The organism is Nonomuraea sp. 3N208 (genome assembly GCF_052245935.1).
Lineage (GTDB): Bacteria > Actinomycetota > Actinomycetes > Streptosporangiales > Streptosporangiaceae > Nonomuraea.
On sequence record NZ_JBQQBR010000037.1, the window covers coordinates 93,010 to 110,269 of the forward strand.

General features: G+C 68.0%; 20 protein-coding genes. 14 read left to right on the plus strand and 6 right to left on the minus strand.

The window, feature by feature from the left end; all coding sequences use genetic code 11:
• The first annotated feature begins 52 nt into the window (after positions 1 to 52).
• The 3 genes from ACTWPT_RS43090 to ACTWPT_RS43100 all read left to right on the plus strand — a co-directional run bounded on the left by ACTWPT_RS43090 (position 53) and on the right by ACTWPT_RS43100 (position 3,893).
• Entirely contained in the window at positions 53 to 754 is a 702-nt protein-coding gene (locus tag ACTWPT_RS43090) for a metal-dependent transcriptional regulator (RefSeq protein WP_443183325.1), read from the plus strand.
• A gap of 123 nt (positions 755 to 877) precedes the next feature.
• Entirely contained in the window at positions 878 to 3,100 is a 2,223-nt protein-coding gene (locus tag ACTWPT_RS43095; protein ID WP_443183326.1) for a SpoIIE family protein phosphatase, read from the plus strand.
• A gap of 16 nt (positions 3,101 to 3,116) precedes the next feature.
• On the plus strand, positions 3,117 to 3,893 hold the full coding sequence (locus ACTWPT_RS43100; RefSeq protein ID WP_443183327.1) for an alpha/beta fold hydrolase: 777 nt from the start codon (positions 3,117 to 3,119) through the stop codon (positions 3,891 to 3,893).
• Here ACTWPT_RS43100 and ACTWPT_RS43105 read toward each other — a convergent pair.
• Positions 3,888 to 4,244, minus strand: a complete 357-nt coding sequence (locus ACTWPT_RS43105; RefSeq protein WP_443183328.1) for a MarR family winged helix-turn-helix transcriptional regulator — start codon at positions 4,242 to 4,244, stop codon at positions 3,888 to 3,890. The two genes, ACTWPT_RS43100 and ACTWPT_RS43105, sit on opposite strands and share 6 nt — an antisense overlap.
• Before the next feature lie 20 nt (positions 4,245 to 4,264).
• Here ACTWPT_RS43105 and ACTWPT_RS43110 point away from each other — a divergent pair, with 20 nt between their 5' ends.
• Positions 4,265 to 4,696: a MarR family winged helix-turn-helix transcriptional regulator gene (locus tag ACTWPT_RS43110; protein WP_443183329.1), complete on the plus strand. Its 432-nt coding sequence runs from the start codon at positions 4,265 to 4,267 to the stop codon at positions 4,694 to 4,696.
• A gap of 4 nt (positions 4,697 to 4,700) precedes the next feature.
• Here ACTWPT_RS43110 and ACTWPT_RS43115 read toward each other — a convergent pair whose 3' ends face one another.
• Both ACTWPT_RS43115 and ACTWPT_RS43120 read right to left on the minus strand, forming a co-directional pair.
• A complete protein-coding gene (locus tag ACTWPT_RS43115; protein WP_443183330.1) occupies positions 4,701 to 4,862 on the minus strand; it encodes a hypothetical protein in 162 nt (53 codons plus the stop codon).
• A 44-nt stretch (positions 4,863 to 4,906) separates the two neighbouring features.
• Positions 4,907 to 6,052 carry an acyl-CoA dehydrogenase family protein gene (locus ACTWPT_RS43120; RefSeq protein ID WP_443183331.1) on the minus strand — a complete coding sequence of 382 codons (1,146 nt, stop codon included), beginning with the start codon at positions 6,050 to 6,052 and terminating at the stop codon, positions 4,907 to 4,909.
• A gap of 304 nt (positions 6,053 to 6,356) precedes the next feature.
• Between ACTWPT_RS43120 and ACTWPT_RS43125 the strand changes: the two genes are divergently transcribed.
• Positions 6,357 to 7,613, plus strand: a complete 1,257-nt coding sequence (locus ACTWPT_RS43125) for a hypothetical protein (RefSeq protein WP_443183332.1) — start codon at positions 6,357 to 6,359, stop codon at positions 7,611 to 7,613.
• Positions 7,613 to 8,398, plus strand: a complete 786-nt coding sequence (locus ACTWPT_RS43130; RefSeq protein ID WP_443183333.1) for a class F sortase — start codon at positions 7,613 to 7,615, stop codon at positions 8,396 to 8,398. The genes ACTWPT_RS43125 and ACTWPT_RS43130 overlap by 1 nt, the downstream gene beginning before the upstream one ends.
• A 373-nt stretch (positions 8,399 to 8,771) precedes the next feature.
• Here the strand turns inward: ACTWPT_RS43130 and ACTWPT_RS43135 are convergent, their stop codons facing one another.
• Positions 8,772 to 9,218: a hypothetical protein gene (locus ACTWPT_RS43135; protein WP_443183334.1), complete on the minus strand. Its 447-nt coding sequence runs from the start codon at positions 9,216 to 9,218 to the stop codon at positions 8,772 to 8,774.
• On the opposite strand from ACTWPT_RS43135, the gene ACTWPT_RS43140 reads away from it, so the two are divergent.
• The 4 genes from ACTWPT_RS43140 to ACTWPT_RS43155 all read left to right on the plus strand — a co-directional run bounded on the left by ACTWPT_RS43140 (position 9,208) and on the right by ACTWPT_RS43155 (position 12,052).
• Positions 9,208 to 9,390 carry a hypothetical protein gene (locus ACTWPT_RS43140; RefSeq protein ID WP_443183335.1) on the plus strand — a complete coding sequence of 61 codons (183 nt, stop codon included), beginning with the start codon at positions 9,208 to 9,210 and terminating at the stop codon, positions 9,388 to 9,390. The genes ACTWPT_RS43135 and ACTWPT_RS43140 overlap by 11 nt on opposite strands.
• 5 nt (positions 9,391 to 9,395) lie before the next feature.
• Positions 9,396 to 10,157 (plus strand): class F sortase, encoded by a 762-nt coding sequence (locus ACTWPT_RS43145; RefSeq protein ID WP_443183336.1) that lies wholly within the window; start codon positions 9,396 to 9,398, stop codon positions 10,155 to 10,157.
• Positions 10,158 to 10,180: 23 nt separating this feature from the next.
• Entirely contained in the window at positions 10,181 to 10,834 is a 654-nt protein-coding gene (locus tag ACTWPT_RS43150; protein WP_443183337.1) for a hypothetical protein, read from the plus strand.
• Between the two features lie 72 nt (positions 10,835 to 10,906).
• Positions 10,907 to 12,052, plus strand: coding sequence for an acetyl-CoA C-acetyltransferase (locus ACTWPT_RS43155; protein WP_443183338.1), 1,146 nt, complete (start codon positions 10,907 to 10,909; stop codon positions 12,050 to 12,052).
• 74 nt (positions 12,053 to 12,126) lie between these two features.
• Here the strand turns inward: ACTWPT_RS43155 and ACTWPT_RS43160 are convergent, their stop codons facing one another.
• Positions 12,127 to 12,267 (minus strand): hypothetical protein, encoded by a 141-nt coding sequence (locus tag ACTWPT_RS43160; RefSeq protein ID WP_443183339.1) that lies wholly within the window; start codon positions 12,265 to 12,267, stop codon positions 12,127 to 12,129.
• 252 nt (positions 12,268 to 12,519) lie between these two features.
• Here ACTWPT_RS43160 and ACTWPT_RS43165 point away from each other — a divergent pair, with 252 nt between their 5' ends.
• Both ACTWPT_RS43165 and ACTWPT_RS43170 read left to right on the plus strand, forming a co-directional pair.
• Complete coding sequence (locus ACTWPT_RS43165; protein WP_443183340.1) at positions 12,520 to 12,936, plus strand: prevent-host-death protein; 417 nt, start codon at positions 12,520 to 12,522, stop codon at positions 12,934 to 12,936.
• A gap of 218 nt (positions 12,937 to 13,154) precedes the next feature.
• Complete coding sequence (locus ACTWPT_RS43170; RefSeq protein ID WP_443183341.1) at positions 13,155 to 13,358, plus strand: hypothetical protein; 204 nt, start codon at positions 13,155 to 13,157, stop codon at positions 13,356 to 13,358.
• Positions 13,359 to 13,456: 98 nt separating this feature from the next.
• Here ACTWPT_RS43170 and ACTWPT_RS43175 read toward each other — a convergent pair whose 3' ends face one another.
• Positions 13,457 to 13,924 (minus strand): Lrp/AsnC family transcriptional regulator, encoded by a 468-nt coding sequence (locus ACTWPT_RS43175; protein WP_443183342.1) that lies wholly within the window; start codon positions 13,922 to 13,924, stop codon positions 13,457 to 13,459.
• 93 nt (positions 13,925 to 14,017) lie between these two features.
• Here ACTWPT_RS43175 and ACTWPT_RS43180 point away from each other — a divergent pair, with 93 nt between their 5' ends.
• On the plus strand, positions 14,018 to 15,232 hold the full coding sequence (locus tag ACTWPT_RS43180) for an APC family permease (protein ID WP_443183343.1): 1,215 nt from the start codon (positions 14,018 to 14,020) through the stop codon (positions 15,230 to 15,232).
• A 67-nt stretch (positions 15,233 to 15,299) separates the two neighbouring features.
• Complete coding sequence (locus tag ACTWPT_RS43185; protein ID WP_443183344.1) at positions 15,300 to 17,171, plus strand: acyl-CoA dehydrogenase family protein; 1,872 nt, start codon at positions 15,300 to 15,302, stop codon at positions 17,169 to 17,171.
• Positions 17,172 to 17,260 lie beyond the last annotated feature (89 nt).

Here is a 17,260-nt window from a genome sequence, read left to right on the forward strand (position 1 = left end):
CAGGGGGACCCAAACGCCACGACCGGCGTACCATTCAGTTGGGAGGACTGTCTTGACCGCACACGGCCTGATCGACACGACGGAGATGTATCTCCGTACGATTTACGAGCTCGAGGAAGAGGGCATCGTCCCCCTTCGGGCGCGCATCGCCGAGCGCCTGCAGCAGAGCGGCCCCACGGTGAGCCAGACCGTCGCGCGCATGGAGCGTGACGGCCTCGTCCGGGTTGAGGGCGACCGGCACCTGTCCATGACCGACCTCGGCCGCCAGCTGGCCACCCGGGTGATGCGCAAGCACCGGCTCGCCGAGTGCCTGCTGACCCAGGTGATCGGACTTCCCTGGGAAGACGTGCACATTGAGGCGTGCCGCTGGGAGCATGTCATGTCGGAGTCCGTGGAGTCGCGGCTGGTGACGTTGCTCGACAACCCCACGGTGTGCCCGCATGGCAACCCGATCCCCGGGCTCGCCGAGCTGGGCGCCAAGGAGGCCGAGGCCGGCGCCAACCAGCTGTCCTCCATGTGCGACGTGGCAGGACCGAGAGATATACCCGTCGTCGTCCGCCGAATTAGCGAACAAGTGCAAAGTGATCCTGCTGTGATGCTTAAACTCAAGCAAGTTGGGATACAACCCGGACGCGAGGTCACGCTCGCGGCGAGCGACGACGGTGTGCGGGTGACAGGTGACGGTGACGCGAACGACACTCCCGCGGAGCTTCCGCGCGATGTTGCCGCGCACGTTTTTGTCTCCAAGCGCTGACGCGCGCGCAGCTGCTTGGTTGAATCCCACCTGGGAGGCCCTCCACTCTCCCCTGGCCAAGACTGTTGCAGGAGCGCTCGTGGTTCGCTTTGCATGCTCGCCACCCCGAGGAGTGGTCTCCGGATGAAGCGTTGGGGGGATCTGTCACAAGATGCGGCTGATCACCTTGCTGCCGGATCCGTGCTAGACCATGCAGAAATGGCGGTGGTCGTCACCGACCGTTTCAGCAATCTCCTCTACTGGAACCTGTTCGCCGAGAAGCTGTTCGGCCGTCCGGACAGCACCCCTTCGAGGGGAACGTCCGTCCTGTCCCTCGGGATCATGGAGAAGGACCACCCCCTGGCGGTCGAGCTGGCCAAGCACGTGCTCAAGGGCGGCGTGTGGGAGGGCACGTTCGACGTCAAGCGCGGCGACGGCACCATCGTCTACGTCCGCGCCCAGGCCGTGCCGTTGCGCCACCCGTCGGGCTCGGTGACGGGCATCGTCATCGTGGCCCGCGAGGCGCTGCGGAGCAACGAGCGGGAGAAGGACCGTTTCGGGCTGCTCGAGCGGATCGGTGAGCGGCTGGCCGGCTCGCTCTATGTCGAGGAGACGCTCAAGCGCGTCGCCGAGATGCTCGTCCCGCAGTTCGCCGACCACTGCTTCATCGAACTGATGGAGGGTGACCGGCTCGTCCGCCGGGTCTCACAACACGTGCAGGGGTGGACGCCGCCGTCGGGAACATGGAAGCCGGTGGGCGCGGAGATCCGCTACCCCTCCGGCCACTACGCGGACACGGCACTGCGCCGCCAGGAGACCATTCTCGTCGAGGACTTCTCCAGCAGCAGTTACCCGTCGCCTCATGACAACAGCGCACGGCTGTGCGGCGAGATCGGCATGACCTCGGCCATCGTCGCCCCCTTGCTGGTCCGCGGCGAGACCCTCGGCCTGATGTACCTCGGGCTGTCCAACCTCACCGACCGCCGCAGCCCCCACTACGACGCCTTCGACCGCGACTTCGTGGGCGCGATCGCCACCAGGGTCGCGCTCGCGATCGACAACGCGCTGTTGTTCGAGGAAGAGCGGCACACGGCGGAGTCGTTCCAGAAATACCTGTTGCCCAGGGCGCTGCCGCAGCTCGACGGCCTGGAGATCGCGGTGCGCTACTACCCGGCGGCGCCGCTCGCCTCCCACGGGCAGGGCATCCAGACGCAGGTCGGCGGCGACTGGTACGACGTGATCCCGCTGTCCGCCGGCCGCGTCGGCATCGTGATCGGCGACGTCGAGGGCCGGGGCGCCAAGGCGGCGGCCATCATGGGCCAGCTGCGGGCCGCGCTGAGGGCCTTCGCCCAGGACGACAAGTCGCCCGCCGACATCCTGGCCAGGCTCGACGAGTGGACCCGCATCATCGCCACCCCCGAGCAGGACGACAACGGCGCCGACGTCAGCATCCCGCCCATCGTGACCTGCCAATACCTGGTCTACGACGCCTGGTCCAGGCAGCTGTCCTTCGCCAACGCTGGGCACGCCCCGCCGCTGCTGCTGGTCGACGGTCAGTGCGTCGAGCTGGACATCGAGGAGGTCGGCCAGCCGCTCGGCGTCCGCGCCAAGGGCATGCACGCCGACCTGGTCTACAAGGAGGAGACCCGCACGCTCCCGCCGGGCGCGGCGCTGCTCCTCTACACCGACGGCCTGGTCGACCGCCGCCCCGGCCGCGACGGCCGGATGCCGAGCGACGAAGAGACGCTCGGCGTGCTCTGCGAAAAGCTCGCCAAGATGTCCGACGCCGATGTCGAGCGCATCGCCGACACCGCCACGGTCGCGGTGCCCGGCGAGATCGACGACGACATGGCGATCCTGGTCGTCCGCTCCAGCGACGTGGACCTCGACGTCGAGGAACGCACGTTCCCCGCACAGCCGATCATGGTCGGCGAGGCGCGCCGGATGGCCTCGGAGGCGTTCGCCAGCTGGAACGTACCCGAGGAGCGGGCCGAGCTGGCCTGCCTGCTGGTCTCCGAGGTCGTGACGAACGTGGTCCTGCACGCCGCCAGCGCCAGCGTGCCGCGCAGGGAGCTGGCCGTGGAGGGGCCGCCGCTGCCGTTCGAGGAGTCCTGGGACATGCCGGGCTTCGAGGACGAAGTGGTCGGCGACAAGGAGTTCACGCTGCGGCTGCGCAGGGGCGACGAGGCGGTCTGGGTCGAGGTCTTCGACCAGGACCTGCGCCTGCCCCGGATCCGCAGCGCGGGGGAGAACGACGAGGGTGGGCGCGGCCTCTACCTCGTCGACCAGCTGGCCAGACGCTGGGGCTCGCGACCGACCAGGGAAGGCAAAGCGGTCTGGTTCGAGATTCCCACCCGCGGCAGGTGAATGATTCACTGACGGCATGGAGCTGGCCTTCGAACGGCGCGGCGCCGGCCCGCCGCTGATCCTCATCCACGGCATCGGCCACCACTGGCAGGCCTGGTGGCCGGTGATGGATCGCCTGGCCGCGTCCCGTACTGTGATCGCGATCGACCTGCCCGGGTTCGGGGCGTCGCCGGGGCTGCCTGACGGCACCCCGTACACCGCCGAGTCGCTGGCCGACGCGGTCGAGTCGTTCTGTGCGTTGCTCGGCATCCGCGAGCCGCACGTGGCGGGCAACTCGCTCGGCGGTTACATCGCGCTGGAGCTGGCCTCGCGCGGTGTCGTACGCACGGCCACCGCGTTGTCGCCGGCCGGCTTCTGGTCCCGCGCGGAGCTGCTCTACTGCCAGTCCGTGCTGCGCGCGCTGCGGGCCACTGCCCGGGCGTTGCCGCCCGAGCAGGCCGTCAGGACGGCGGAGAGCCCGATACTCCGCGCCCTGTCCGCCGGCCTGCTGGTCGCCCACCCGTCGAGGATGGAGCCGGCCGCGTTGCTCGCGGCCACGCGGGCGCTGGCCGCGTCGACCGGCTTCGACGAGACGCTGGAGTCGTTCGCCGGGGTGATGCCGCCCGCGCCGCCCAAGACGCCGATCACGATCGCGTGGGGCGAGCACGACCGCCTGCTGCCCCGCCGCCAGGCGGTACGCGCGGCCCGGTGGTCGGGGCAGCGGGTCAAGCTGCTGAAAGGCTGCGGGCACGTGCCGATGAGCGACGATCCGGACCTGGTGGCCCGCGTCCTCCTGGAGGCCTCAGCTTTATGAAGCCGTGAGATTGGCGGCCATGCGACGCAGCACGTCCACGGTCACCTGATAGTCCTCCGGGGTAACACCCGCGCCCACCCGCTGCCTGAACCCACGCACCCGCTCGGCGATCTCCGCGTGCGCGGACCTGCCGGCCTCGGTGATCCGGCCGTCCGCCAGCCACCCGCGCGCGGTGAGCCGCTCCACGGCCTCATCCACACCGGTGAACGGCGCCAGCTCCTCCGGCCGGGCGTCATGGGCGACGGTGTTGAGCACCTGCCACTCGCGCCGTGACATCTGCAGCGCGTCGTCCATGGCGCTCTCCAGCACCGTATCCAGATTCTTCACCCAGTAGCCGATGTGCTTCTCCATGCATGTACAATAGCAACTATATGTACGAAGACAAGGAAATTGCCGAGATCCGCGCGATCGAGCAGGCGATGGTCGCCATCAGGCGCAGGCAGAGTAGGCGAGCGCTGGCGAAGGCCCAGGGCGCCGGGCCCGAGTACGACGTGCTGGACGTCATCGAGGGCGCCCGCGAGCCTGTCACCGTGACCGCGGTCGCGCAGGCGTTGAGCGTGGACCAGCCGCGGGCCAGCCGACTCGTGGCCGCGGCCGTGGAAGCGGGTCTGGTCAGGCGCGAGGCCGATCAGGCGGACGGGCGCAGGTCGCGCCTGGAGCTGACGGACCAGGGGAGTGCCGCGCTGGAGCAGGCCCACCGCGGCAGGCAGGCGGCGTTCGCGGCGGCGATGGAGGGGTGGTCGGCGGCCGAACGCGCCGAGTTCGCCCGCCTGCTCACCCGCTTCGTCGAGGCGATTCCCTAGATTCCTAGAGCCTGGTCTGGCCCCAGACGAGCAGCATGGCGATGATGAACACGATCATCACGCCGGCATAGCCCACGGGACCCAGGCGGAACGCCCGGCGCACACGATTGAGCCCCCAGGCGACGAGCAACGCCAGGAAGACCAGGAGGATCAGGCCGCCGTCCATGCTGTCCAGTATGCGGCGTCGGGCGGTAGCCCGCGCGCCATGAACTAGAACCCGAATGACCGGCCGATGATCTCCTTCATGATCTCGGTGGTACCGCCGTAGATGGTCTGGACGCGGCTGTCCAGCCACGCCTTGGCGACCGGGTACTCCGTCATGTAGCCGTACCCGCCGTGGAGCTGGACGCAGCGGTCGATGACCTTGTTCTGCAGCTCGGTCGTCCACCACTTGGCCTTGGCCGCGTCCACCGCCGTGAGCTGCTTGGCGTTGAGCGCCAGGATGCACTTGTCGACGTAGTGGCGGGCGATGTCGGTCTTGGTGGCCAGCTCGGCCAGGACGAACCGGGTGTTCTGGAACGAGCCGATGCTGCGGCCGAAGGCCTGGCGGGTCTTGCAGTACTCGATGGTCTGCTCCAGCACGGCCTCCGCCGCGGCCACCGCCGCCACCGCGATCGACAGGCGCTCCTGGGGCAGGTTGTGCATCAGCTGGAAGAACCCCTCGCCGTCGTTCGGGCCGAGGCGGTTGGCGACGGGCACGCGGACGTTCTCGAAGAACAACTCGGCGGTGTCCTGCGCCTTCATGCCGACCTTGTCGAGATTCCGCCCCCGGCCGAACCCCTCCATGCCCCGCTCCACGACGATCAACGTCGTCCCCCTGGCGCCCGCCTCCGGGTCGGTCTTGGCCACCACGACCACGAGGTCGGCGTTGATGCCGTTGGTGATGAACGTCTTCTGCCCGTTGACGACGTAGTGGTCGCCCTCGCGAATGGCCGTGGTCCTGATGCCCTGCAGGTCGCTGCCCGCGCCCGGCTCGCTCATCGCTATCGCGGTGATCAGCTCTCCGGCGGCGAAGCCAGGCAGCCACCGCTGCTTCTGCTCGTCATTGGTCAGATCGACCACATACGGGGCCATGATGTCGTTGTGCAGGGAGAAGCCGAGCCCGGTCGCGCCCTGACGCATGATCTCTTCGACGATCACCGCGTTGTACCGGAAATCCGTGACGCCGGCGCCCCCGTACTCCTCAGGGACCGAGAACCCGAACATGCCCAGTTCTCCGGCCTTCTTCCACACCTCGCGCGGGACGATGCCGTCCTTCTCCCACTGCGAGTGGTGCGGCACGACCTCGCGGGCCATGAACTCGCGCACGGTGTCCCTGAACAGCAGGTGTTCCTCGTCGAAGAGCTCTCGTTCCATCCTCGCCTCCCGAACAGGATTCTGGTGCTGGACACGGCTTCATCACAAGTGTCGGAAGATGGCTCTTTCGACATGTGTTACGGGTGTTTTCGACTCTAAGATCTACCCTCGGTACATTTGTGGGTGATCGGAGTCTCCCGTGAGTCGGTGGCGCAAGGGGTTGATCGCCGCATCGGTTGGTTCCGTGGCGGTGTTAGGTGTAGCGGTGTTGCCGAATCTGCCCGCGTCGGCGGCGCCGGCTGATCTCGTTGTCGAGTACATCTGTACCGATACCGGTTCTAGCAGCATTGTCAGGAACGGTCCGGTGAAGTTGATCACCAACCTCACCTTCGAGACGGATCTCGTGGTCGGCGGCCCGCTCAACTACTCCTGGAAGCTGGAGTACAGCGGTGACGGCAGCCGGTTGCAGTCGCCCGGCTACTTCGGCCCTGGCGGACAGGTGCATGCCATCGGGAACCTCGAGCTCAAGAGCAACTGGCAGGGCATCCTTCAGCCCAAGGGCAGCGCCGATCCGGAGAAAGCGCTGCGCCCCGACTCCCCCCTGGGCCTGCCTCCGATGCTGAACGACCCTGGCCTGATCAACAAGCCGGGCACCATCAGGATCACGCCGCAGGACATCGACCTCGACTTCACCCCGCCGGACAACAGCGTGGTCATCAACGACGGTGACGATGCCGACAACCCGAGCGACATGAAGATCGTCTACAGCGGCACATGGGCGTCGCTGGACGACCGCCCGTCCTCCGAACACCACGTGCACAACGACGTGCACGAGACCACCCAACTGGGCGCCTCCGCCGAGTTGACCTTCATCGGCACGAGCGTGAAGTACATCGGGCCGACGGACAAGGACGCGGGACCGGTCAACATCTACGTCGACGGCATCAAGCGGGCCACGGTGGACCCCTCGCGCGACGCCAACGACGATCCGGTCAATGACGATCTCGAGGGCGGCAAGGAACTGTGGGAGTCGGCCCTGATGACCTACGGCGAGCACGTCATCAAGGTCGAGAACGCCTCGACCAATCCGGCAAAGCCGGCGTGGCTGGACGCGTTCGAGGTCTCGACCGCCACGGCCCAGGTCCCGACCGGGTTCCACAGCGCGAAGTGCAAGCCCGCCAGCCCTCCCGGGTCGATCGTGGTGACCGTCGGGGAGAGGCAGAGCAGCCCGCCCCCGACGAGTCCGACCACGACGCCACCGACGACCACGCCGCCGACCAGCCCGACGAACACGACCACGTCGACCGCCACGACGACGCCCACGAGCAACCCCACGTCGCGGTACACGGAGCCGGGGCTCGTGAGCGTCATCCCCGGGACGGTGAGCACCGCGACGCCGACCACCACGACGTCTGTGAAGCCGACGGCGACGAAGTATGTGAGACCGCAGGTCGCCAAGACCCCCAAGGGCGGAGTGGAGACCGGTGAGGCGCCCGATCCACCTGTGGGCACGGGAGCGTACGGGCTGATCGCGAGCGGATCCGCGATGATCATGGGCAGTGCGGCCGGAGGCCTGCTGTTGTGGCGCCGCCGCGCCGCGCACGCCGGAGGTGTGAAGTGATGACCGAGCAGCCGCAGAAGCCGCCGCTCAACAAGGCGCTGCCGGGCCTCCTGATCGCCGGCTCGCTGGCCGGGGTGGGCGCTGTCATGGTGGGTCTGCTCTCGCTGGCGCCCGCGGTGGACGACGGCTCAGGGCCGGGCCTCGCGGCCATGGATGAGCCGTCCACGGTGCAGATCGAGAACGCGGGCGCATTCGTCCTGCCGCCGACCGTCGGCCCGGGCGGAAAGTCCGGTCTCACCCCGGCCCGTCTGGACGCTCCGCCGCCGCTCGCCGCCGTGCCGACCGTGGCTCCGATCCCGGTGCCCAAGACCAAGGCCGCCAAGGCCAAGGCCAGGCCGGCTCGCATCAAGATCCCCAAGATCAAGGTGAACGCGCCGGTGGGTCAGGTCACGGTGGACATCAAGGGCAACCTGGGCACCCCGCCGCTGACCAAGCAGAACCAGACCGGCTGGTACCGCTTCTCGCCGGTTCCCGGCGAGGCCGGACCCTCGATCATCAACGGCCACGTCAGCACTCGAAAGGGCGCCGCCGTTTTCGCCCGCCTGTCAGAGCTGGCCAAGGGTGACCAGATCTACGTGTACCGGTCGGACGGTAAGGTCACTCGCTTCACGGTGAGCGGGATCGAGCAGGTGAGCAAGTCGACGTTCCCGACGAAGCGGGTGTACGACAACACCAGCGGAGCCCAGCTCAGGCTCATCACCTGTGGCGGTGTCTTCAACAAGGGGGCGCACAGCTACCAGGACAACATCATCGTGTACGCGACGTTGTCCAAGAAGAAGGGGTGACCGAGGTAGTTGTGGCGGATTTGGCGGTTTACCGGAAGTTGACAGGGACAGTTCGTAAGATCTCAACCTAACCGTGACAAAGGGCTGGGATTCTGGCACGACTGTTGATACTGCGCTGAATGGAGATGGAAGTGCTGACGTCCAAGGCGAGGCGCCGCCTCGCCCTCAAGACATCCGCTTTGGCCGTCCTAGGCGCAGGGATCTTCGGTGGGCTACCCGTGGTGGCTGCTCTCGCGGCCCCGGTGCCCGTGGTCTACACCTGCTCGGCGGGCGCAGGAGGGGCCACCTCGACTGTCACGCTCTCGATGGAGATAAAGACTCCGGCCACGCGGCCCAGTCCCAACTCCACGGCGACTCTCACGTGGGAGATCTCTCAGCCAACGGCAACCCCCGTCCTGACGGCGAATGCTGAGATCACTGCAGGCAGCAACGTGATGGCTGGTGGGACCGTCAGCCCAAGCGGGTCGCCGTTGCCTTCGGCGAACATCGTGGCCACTGGCACCGTGGCGCCGGCGACGGCTCTCACCCCCGGTGCCGCCATACCTATCCCGACCATGACTATGGTGGTCACGCCGACTGCAAGCGGGGCGGCCACCCTTAAGGGTGAAGGCTTCGCCCTCCAGGTGAACAACAGCGCGTTGTACAACTGCCAGCCGCAGGCATCCGGTGGTGGCCCTGCCGCGACCCTGGTCGTCGGCACCGGCACGAGCACCGCCACCGGCACAAATACCCCGACCACCTCGAACACGCCAACCACGACGCCGCCGACATCGAGCACCCCCAAGCCCACCAAGACCAGCACCGCGACGGTGACCGTCACCCCGCCCGAGAAGACCGAGAAGTCCAAGACCCCCAAGGAAGGGGCGGACACCGGAGCCGGTGGCGAGATGGGCCCTGATGGGCGGATGTTCATCCTGACCGGCACCGCGCTGGTCGCGGCCGCGGCCGTGGGTGGGCTGGTCATGCGTCGCCGTAACGCCACCCGGGGCTGACCGAAGTGTCCGGCTACTACCCGTACGATGGCGGCGGGGCAGCACCGCCTCCATCTGAGGACAAGGGGAGCACGGCGCTCAGGACCGTGCTGGTCGTGGCGGCCATCGCCGGCGTCGCGACCGTGGTGGCCGGGCTGCTGATCGTGCTCCGCTCCCCGGACGAGTACGGCCTCGCGTCGAACAACAGGGACAGCCTGGCACTGCCGTCGCAGCAGGCCAGCGGCAAGCCGGAGCAGGCGCTGTTCCAGGCGGCCCCCGACGTGCCGCCGCCGCTGCCGCAGATCAACCCGGCACCGGCGATGATGCCGTCCACTCCCGTCCGGATCGTGATCAAGCGGCTGGGAATCAACGCGCCGATCAAGTCCGTCGGCCTGGCCGCGGACGGCACGATCCAGGTGCCGCCGCCGGACAACCCCAACCTGGTGGGCTGGTACCGGAACATGTCCACCCCGGGCCAGGCGGGTCCCGCCGTGCTGCTCGGGCACAAGGACACCAGGACGCGCAGCGCGGTGTTCAGCGCGTTGTTCCAGATCAAGAACGGTGACATCATCGAGGTCAAGCGCCAGGACAGGACCACGGCGGTCTTCACCGTCGGCGGCGTGGAGCAGGCGAACAAGAAGACGTTCCCGACCCAGCGGGTCTACGGGCCTCAGGACAACGCCCAACTTCACCTGATCACCTGCGGCGGGACCTACGATCGGGGTACCGGGCACTACACCGACAACATCATCGTCTACGCGACGATGACAAGCTCCTATCGAAGCTGAGCGCGGAGGCGGGCATGGGCTGGATGGCGAAGCGGAGACTGCGTACTGGCCCCACGGCGGCACTGCCGGCCAAACCTGATCCGGCCGAGCTGCTGCGTATCGTCCAGCTCGCCGACCCGGGTGCCAGGCAAGACGGCGACGACATCGTGGCGACCGACGTCCGTGTGTGCGCGGCCGTGGAGGCGGACGCCGACCTGGTGGGCGGTGAGCTGGAGAAGGTCTGGGCGGTGCGGGTGGCCGCGGAAGGGCCGCTGCCGCTGGACTTCTTCGACCGCTACCTGGCCGAGGGCATCGCGCTCAGGCTCAAGGGGCTCGCGGTCTGCCGGGGCGAGGTGACCGACCCGGTCGACGAGGAGAACACGGGTCCCGCGGTCATCCTCCCGGTCCGCCCGACCGCCGAGGAGCTGGCGCCGCTGCTGGAGCCGCAGGAGGACGACGAGTTCACGTTCACCGCCGGCGACATCAAGGCCGTGCTGGTCCCGCAGAAGGGCCAGCCCCCGGCCGTACAGGAGCTGTTGCCCTTCGCCACCGAGCTGACCGCGATCGAGCTGCGCGGGGACGAGCAGGTCAAGCTGGGGACGCTGGCGCTGGAGCTGTCCGACGCGCTGAACGGGCTGGTCGTGGACCGGTGGCGGTTCAGGGTGGACGCGGCGGAGGACCTCCTGCCGCCAGGGTGAGCAGCGGCCGAACATCGTTCTGTTGTACTCTGCCACTAGTAACCGAATAAAGCTCGGTTCTCAGGAGGCACTGTGGCAGAGGCGTACATCGTAGGGGCGGTCCGCACGCCGGTCGGCAAGAAAAAGGGCGGCCTTTCCACCGTCCATCCCACTGACCTGGCCGCTCACACGCTGAAGGCACTGATCGACCGCACCGACGTCGACCCGGCGGCGGTCGAGGACGTCATCATGGGGTGCGTCATGCAGTTCGGCCCCCAGAGCATGGACATCGCCCGCAACGCCTGGTTGTCGGCGGGGCTGCCGGAGACCACCGCAGGCGTCACGATCGACCGGCAGTGCGGGTCCTCGCAGCAGTCGATCCACTTCGCCGCCCAGGGCGTGATGTCCGGCACCCAGGACCTGGTCGTGGCCGGCGGCGTCGAGTCGATGAGCATCGTCCCCATGGGCTCCTCGATCACGGCCGCCCTGGAGAAGGGCATGCCGTTCCCGTTCGGCGAGAAATGGGTCGAGCGGTACGGCAAGCAGGAGATCTCGCAGTTCCGCGGCGCGGAGCTGATGTGCGAGAAGTGGGGTTACACGCGGGAGGTGCTGGAGCAGTTTGCGCTCGAGTCCCACCAGCGGGCCGCCAAGGCGATCGCGAACGGCCACTTCAAGGACCAGATCGAGCCGATCAACGGCGTCGAGGACGACGAGGGCCCACGCGCGGACACGACGCTGGAGAAGATGGCCTCGCTGAAGACCCTGAAGGAGGGCGGACAGATCACCGCCGCCACCTCCTCGCAGATCTCCGACGGCTCCGGCGCGGTGCTGATCGCCTCCGAGCAGGCCGTCAAGGACCACGGGCTGACGCCCCGGGCCAGGATCCACCAGCTCGCGCTCATGGGCGACGATCCGATCTACATGCTGACCGCGCCGATCCCCGCCACGCGGCGGGCGCTGCAGAAGGCCGGCCTGTCGATCGGCGACATCGACGTCGTGGAGATCAACGAGGCGTTCGCGCCGGTGCCGCTGGCCTGGACGCATGAGCTCGGGGCCGACCCCGCCAGGGTCAACCCCAACGGCGGCGCCATCGCGCTCGGCCACCCGCTCGGCGGCACGGGAGCGATCCTCATGACCAAGCTCCTGCACGAGCTGGAGCGTACGGGCGGCCGCTACGGGCTGCAGACGATGTGCGAGGGCGGCGGCCAGGCCAACGTCACGATCATCGAAAGACTGTAAGGGGTTGCGAGCGCCGCCTCCGGGCGTAACAAGGGAGGCGGCGCTCGCGCTAACTACCCATCCAGGTAGTGGTCTCAGCGGCCCTTGGACGGGATGCGCCGGGGCGGCGCGATCGGACGCTGCGGCATCCTGGGCATCTGCCTGGGCACCGGAGGCGTCTCCCGCCCGGGGAAGGCCGGGGTCTTCTTGCCCTTCTTGGCTGCGCGAACTCGCATAAGAAGCTCCTTTACGTAACTCACGGACGCGGCACACGAAAGGCCGGTCGACATGCTCAGCTGCCGCGTCTGGACGGTCGGACGGGACGGACTGAAGCTGCGAATTACAGGTAAAGGCGCATGTCCATGAAGGTACGGGGCATCCGGAACCCCGCGCAACCGAATTAATTCAGGCACCCTCAGTACGTCACGTACTTGACGTACTTATCTGCGCGCGGCATTCTGGAGGCACGATCCAGTGGAGGTGCCGTCATGAGCGCTGTTCATTTCGACAGCTATACAGAGGCCCGTGCGCACCTTAAAGCGCTCTTGGACGCAGCTGAGCGAGGCCGCGTGGCAACAGTGCGTCGTGAGTCGGCTAGAACTGCCATCGTGGATGTCGAGAGACTGCGCCACTACCTCGCAGCGGTCACTCCGTCTCGTGCGCAGACGGTTGCGGAGGATGGTGGTTGGTCGATCTTCATCCCTGGGTTGCCGATTGCGGCGGACGGCCGGACCTTCAATGAGGCTGTCACGGAGATGGTAGGTGCGCTACGTGAGTACGCCGAAGACTGGCAGGACCACTTGCTCGATGCGCCGAACCACCGCGAGAACTGGGGACTGGTGCAGTTGATCAGCCTCAGTGATGACGATCAGCTGCGTGAATGGCTGGTGGGGAAGGCCCGGTGATCTGGCCCCAACCCACACGTGAGGACCACGATCGGTTCTGCCAGATCGAAGGATGGCGTCCAGTACGGAATGCTCGCGGCGGTACGGGAACCCACCATGTCACGTATGAGCTGGATCTCCCCGATGGCGGGATCCTGAGGACTCGGATCTCTCACCCTCCCGATCGAAGCACTTACGGCCGGAGTATGTGGGGTCACATTCTTCGCGATCAGCTACAGGTGGACGAGGCGACGTTCTGGGCTTGTGTCAAGGACGGGGCCCTGCCGGATCGTGGAGTGCCCGAGCCGCCGTCGCAGGCCTTGCCCGCTGACCTTGTTCACCTCCTGATCTCAAGAGTGGGTCTGGGGGAGGCCGAGGTCGCGGCGATGAGCAAAGAGAACGCCATCGCCAGGCTGCAAAAGTACTGGACTGAAGGCGTCTGAGGCGCGGCCAGCGGCCGCTACCGTCGCCGTAGCAGGAAACGCCGGCCAGGCCGGTGGGTTTCAGCGTGTCGCGTATGTAGGCGTCGATGGCGGCAGGGTCACGGAGTCACCTCCGGGAGGCGGGTCGGGACGGCCTTCTGGACCTGCTGGAAGATCACCGAGGTGCGGAAGCCGACGATCTCCTTGCGCTTGCTCAGCTTGTCCAGCAGGAACGAGTGCAGCGTGTCCAGGTCCTGGACCGCCACGTGCAGGAGGAAATCGTCCCCGCCGGCGAGCACGAACACGCTGAGCACTTCGGGCATCTCGGCGGCCGACGACTTGAACGCGTTGATCACCGCCCGGCTGAGCGGCCGTACCTGGACCGAGACCATGGCCTGCACGCCGCGGTTGAGCGCGGCCGGGTCTATGTCGGCGTGGTAGCCGCGGATCACGCCGCGACGGGTGAGCGCCCTGACTCGCTCCAGACAGGTCGAGGGCGCGATGCCAAGTTGTCGCGCGAGCTCCCGGTTGGACTGCCGAGCATCCGTTTGGAGCAACCGCACGATGGCCGAATCAAGTTCATCCATGGAGCGATATTTGCATGCCTGTCCGGCCGTTCGTTCGGGAAGCGCCGGTGACTTCCGGGCAGATGAGTAATTTCAGGGGTTATGACACAACGCATGACCGCTGGGCAGGGGACGGCGCTGCTGGTCGGGGCGGTGCTGGGGCCGGGGATGCTGGTGCTGCCGCACCTGGCGGCGGCCGCCGCGGGGCCCGCCTCCGTGCTGGCCTGGGCCGGGTTGCTGGCGTTGAGCGTCCCGGTCGCGCTGACCTTCGCCGCGCTCGGCGCGCGGTACCCGGACGGCGGCGGGGTGGCGAGCTTCGTCGGGCTCGCGTTCGGCCGGCGCGCCTCCGCCGTGGCCGGCTGGTGGTTCTTCGGCGCCGTCCCCATCGGCACCGTCGCCGGCGCCTTCGTGGGCGGTGAGTACGTCGAGGCGTGCCTCGGCGTGGACGGCACCCTCGCCGCCTGGCTCATCATGATCGCCGCCTTCGCGGCCAACGCGGCGGGGCTGCGGACCTCGGGGCGGCTGCAGATCGGCTTCGTCGTGCTCCTCGTCGTGTTGCTGGCCGCCGCCGTGATCAGCGCCGCGCCGCACGCCGACCCGGCCAACTTCACCCCCTTCGCCCCGTACGGCTTCGCGGGCGTGGCCGGCGCGGCCGGCGTGCTCATGTTCGCGTTCGTCGGCTGGGAAGCGGCCAGCCACCTGTCGGCCGAGTTCGCCGATCGGACGAACGGGCTGGTCAGGGCTACGATGGTGACGCTCGTCGTGATCGCCGTGTTGTATCTCGGGGTGTCCGTGACCTCCGTGGGCGTGCTGGGCGCGGACATGACCGGCGTGCCGCTGACCGTGATGCTGGAGATCGGACTCGGCGGGGCCGCCCGTCCGGTGACCGGGGTGGTGGCCGTGCTGCTGACGTTCGGGGCGGTCAACACCTACATCGCCGGAGCCGCGCGGCTCGGGGCCGCCCTGGCCAGGGACGGGGCGTTGCCCGGCTGGTTCGAGGCAGGCGGGGCGCCCGGGCGCGTGCCGTACCGGAGCCTCGGGCTGCTGGCCGTCCTGTGCCTGCCCGTGCTCGTGTGGGCGGTGGATCTGGACCTGCTGATGCGGGCGACCTCGGCGTGCCTGGCCGCCGTCACGGCGGCGGGCGTGGTGGCGGCGGTGCGGATGTTGCCCGCGGGCCGGCACAGGAACACGGCCGTGGTAGGTGCCGTGATGTCGGTCGCATCGCTTGCGTTCTGCGGCGTCTACCTGGTGCTTCCCGCCGTGCTCGCGCTCGTGGCGACGGCCGTGCAGGCGGCCGGCGCTCGCCGTCTGTTAAAAAAGGGCATATAAACGGCGGAAGGCGCCGTCAGGCGGGCACTACTCATAAGCACAGGACGGCGCAACGTCGGGAGGTGCTATGACCGAGCACGCCAAGTACGCGGAGTCCAGGGCAGTCGGCGAACAGGCCCGCGAGAAGGAATGGACCCTGCCGAGCTTCGCCAAGCAGCTGTTCCTGGGCGACTTCCGGCTGGATCTGGTGTATCCGGCGCCCACGCTGCCCGACGAGGCGACCAAACGCGGCGAGGAGTTCGTCCGCACGGTGCGCCGCTACCTCGACGCGCACGTCGATCCGGCGCTCATCGAGCGGACCGGGCAGGTGCCCGACGAGGTCGTCAAAGGGCTGGCAGGGCTCGGCGCGTTCGGGATCACGATCGGGGAGGAGTACGGCGGGCTCGGCCTGCCGTACCTGTACTACTGCCGGGCCCTCATGCTGGTGGGCTCGTACTGCCCGGCACTGGCGACGTTGTTGTCGGCGCACCAGTCGATCGGCGTGCCACAGCCGCTGAAGTTGTTCGGCACGGAAGAACAGAAGCGAGAATTCCTGCCAAGGTGCGCGGCGGGCGAAATTTCGGCATTTCTGCTGACGGAGCCGGACGTCGGCTCCGACCCGGCACGCCTGTCCACGACCGCCGTCCGCGACGGCGACGACTACGTGCTCGACGGCGTGAAGTTGTGGACGACGAACGGCGTCGTCGCCGACCTGCTCGTGGTCATGGCCAGGACCGGTAAGAAGATCAGCGCGTTCGTGGTCGAGGCCGACTCGCCGGGCATCACGGTCAAACGGCGCAACTGTTTCATGGGGCTGCGCGGGATCGAGAACGGCGTCACCGAGTTCTCCCAGGTCAGAGTGCCTGCGAAGAACCTGATCGGACGCGAGGGCGACGGGCTGCGGATCGCGCTCACCACGCTGAACACCGGCCGTCTGTCGCTCCCCGCCACGTGCGCGGGCAACGCCAAGTGGGCGCTGAAGATCGCCCGCGAGTGGGGCAACGCCCGCGTGCAATGGGGGCACAAGATCGGCCGGCACGAGGCCGTGGCCACGAAGATCGCCTTCATCGCGGCCACCGCGTACGCGCTGGAGGCCGTCATGGAGCTCACCAGCCGCCTGGCCGACGACAAGCGCAACGACATCAGGATCGAGGCCGCGCTGGCCAAGCTCTACACGACGGAGATGTCGTACCAGGCGCTCGACGAACTGGTCCAGATCAGGGGCGGGCGTGGCTATGAGACCGCCGAGTCGCTGGCCGCCCGCGGCGAGCGGGGCGTGCCCGCCGAGCAGATGCTCCGCGACTCGCGGATCAACCGCATCTTCGAGGGCTCTTCCGAGATCATGCGCCTGATGATCACGAGGGAGGCCGTGGACGCGCACCTGTCGGCCGCCGGCGAGCTGATCAACCCGGAGGCGTCCCGCCAGGAGCGTACTCAGGCGCTCAAGCGGGCCAGCCGCTTCTACGCCAAGTGGTTGCCCACGCTGGTCGCCGGCACCGGCAACCTGCCCACCGCGTACGCCGACTTCGGCCCGCTGGCCGCGCACCTGCGTTTCGTGGAGCGGACCAGTAGGAAACTGGCCAGGTCCACCTTCTACGGCATGTCCCGCTGGCAGGGCAGGCTGGAGCACAAGCAGTCCTTCCTGGGAAGGATCGTCGACATCGGCGCCGAGTTGTTCGCCATGACCGCCGCCTGCGTCAAGGCCGAGGAGGACGCCAAGGACCTGGGGCGCAGGCCGTACGAGCTGGCCGACACCTTCTGCCAGCAGGCGCGACGCCGCGTGGAGGGACTGTTCGATCGGCTCTGGGACAACAGTGACGCCCACGACGCGCGGCTGGCCGGCTATGTGCTGGAGGGCCGCTACGGCTTCGTCGAGGAAGGCATACTCGACCCGTCCATCGAGGGGCCGTGGATCGGCGCGCCGGAGGGCGGGGAGAACGTCCGGAGGAAGATCCTCTGACGTCCGGTCTAGACCGGTTGTGAGCACTTACTGGTAAGAGTGTTTTCAAATCGAGACAAGCCGGTATAGACCGCCTCCTGAACGCTGGC

What these genes read in the sequence shown, in the direction of transcription:
- ACTWPT_RS43095 (WP_443183326.1), top strand. Translation starts at nt 878, where the DNA reads ATGAAGCGTTGGGGGGATCTGTCACAAGATGCGGCTGATCACCTTGCT.
- ACTWPT_RS43100 (WP_443183327.1), top strand. Translation starts at nt 3,117, where the DNA reads ATGGAGCTGGCCTTCGAACGGCGCGGCGCCGGCCCGCCGCTGATCCTC.
- ACTWPT_RS43105 (WP_443183328.1), bottom strand. Translation starts at nt 4,244, where the DNA reads ATGGAGAAGCACATCGGCTACTGGGTGAAGAATCTGGATACGGTGCTG.
- ACTWPT_RS43110 (WP_443183329.1), top strand. Translation starts at nt 4,265, where the DNA reads ATGTACGAAGACAAGGAAATTGCCGAGATCCGCGCGATCGAGCAGGCG.
- ACTWPT_RS43115 (WP_443183330.1), bottom strand. Translation starts at nt 4,862, where the DNA reads ATGGACGGCGGCCTGATCCTCCTGGTCTTCCTGGCGTTGCTCGTCGCC.
- ACTWPT_RS43120 (WP_443183331.1), bottom strand. Translation starts at nt 6,052, where the DNA reads ATGGAACGAGAGCTCTTCGACGAGGAACACCTGCTGTTCAGGGACACC.
- ACTWPT_RS43130 (WP_443183333.1), top strand. Translation starts at nt 7,613, where the DNA reads ATGACCGAGCAGCCGCAGAAGCCGCCGCTCAACAAGGCGCTGCCGGGC.
- ACTWPT_RS43150 (WP_443183337.1), top strand. Translation starts at nt 10,181, where the DNA reads ATGGCGAAGCGGAGACTGCGTACTGGCCCCACGGCGGCACTGCCGGCC.
- ACTWPT_RS43160 (WP_443183339.1), bottom strand. Translation starts at nt 12,267, where the DNA reads ATGCGAGTTCGCGCAGCCAAGAAGGGCAAGAAGACCCCGGCCTTCCCC.
- ACTWPT_RS43165 (WP_443183340.1), top strand. Translation starts at nt 12,520, where the DNA reads ATGAGCGCTGTTCATTTCGACAGCTATACAGAGGCCCGTGCGCACCTT.
- ACTWPT_RS43175 (WP_443183342.1), bottom strand. Translation starts at nt 13,924, where the DNA reads ATGGATGAACTTGATTCGGCCATCGTGCGGTTGCTCCAAACGGATGCT.
- ACTWPT_RS43180 (WP_443183343.1), top strand. Translation starts at nt 14,018, where the DNA reads ATGACCGCTGGGCAGGGGACGGCGCTGCTGGTCGGGGCGGTGCTGGGG.
- ACTWPT_RS43185 (WP_443183344.1), top strand. Translation starts at nt 15,300, where the DNA reads ATGACCGAGCACGCCAAGTACGCGGAGTCCAGGGCAGTCGGCGAACAG.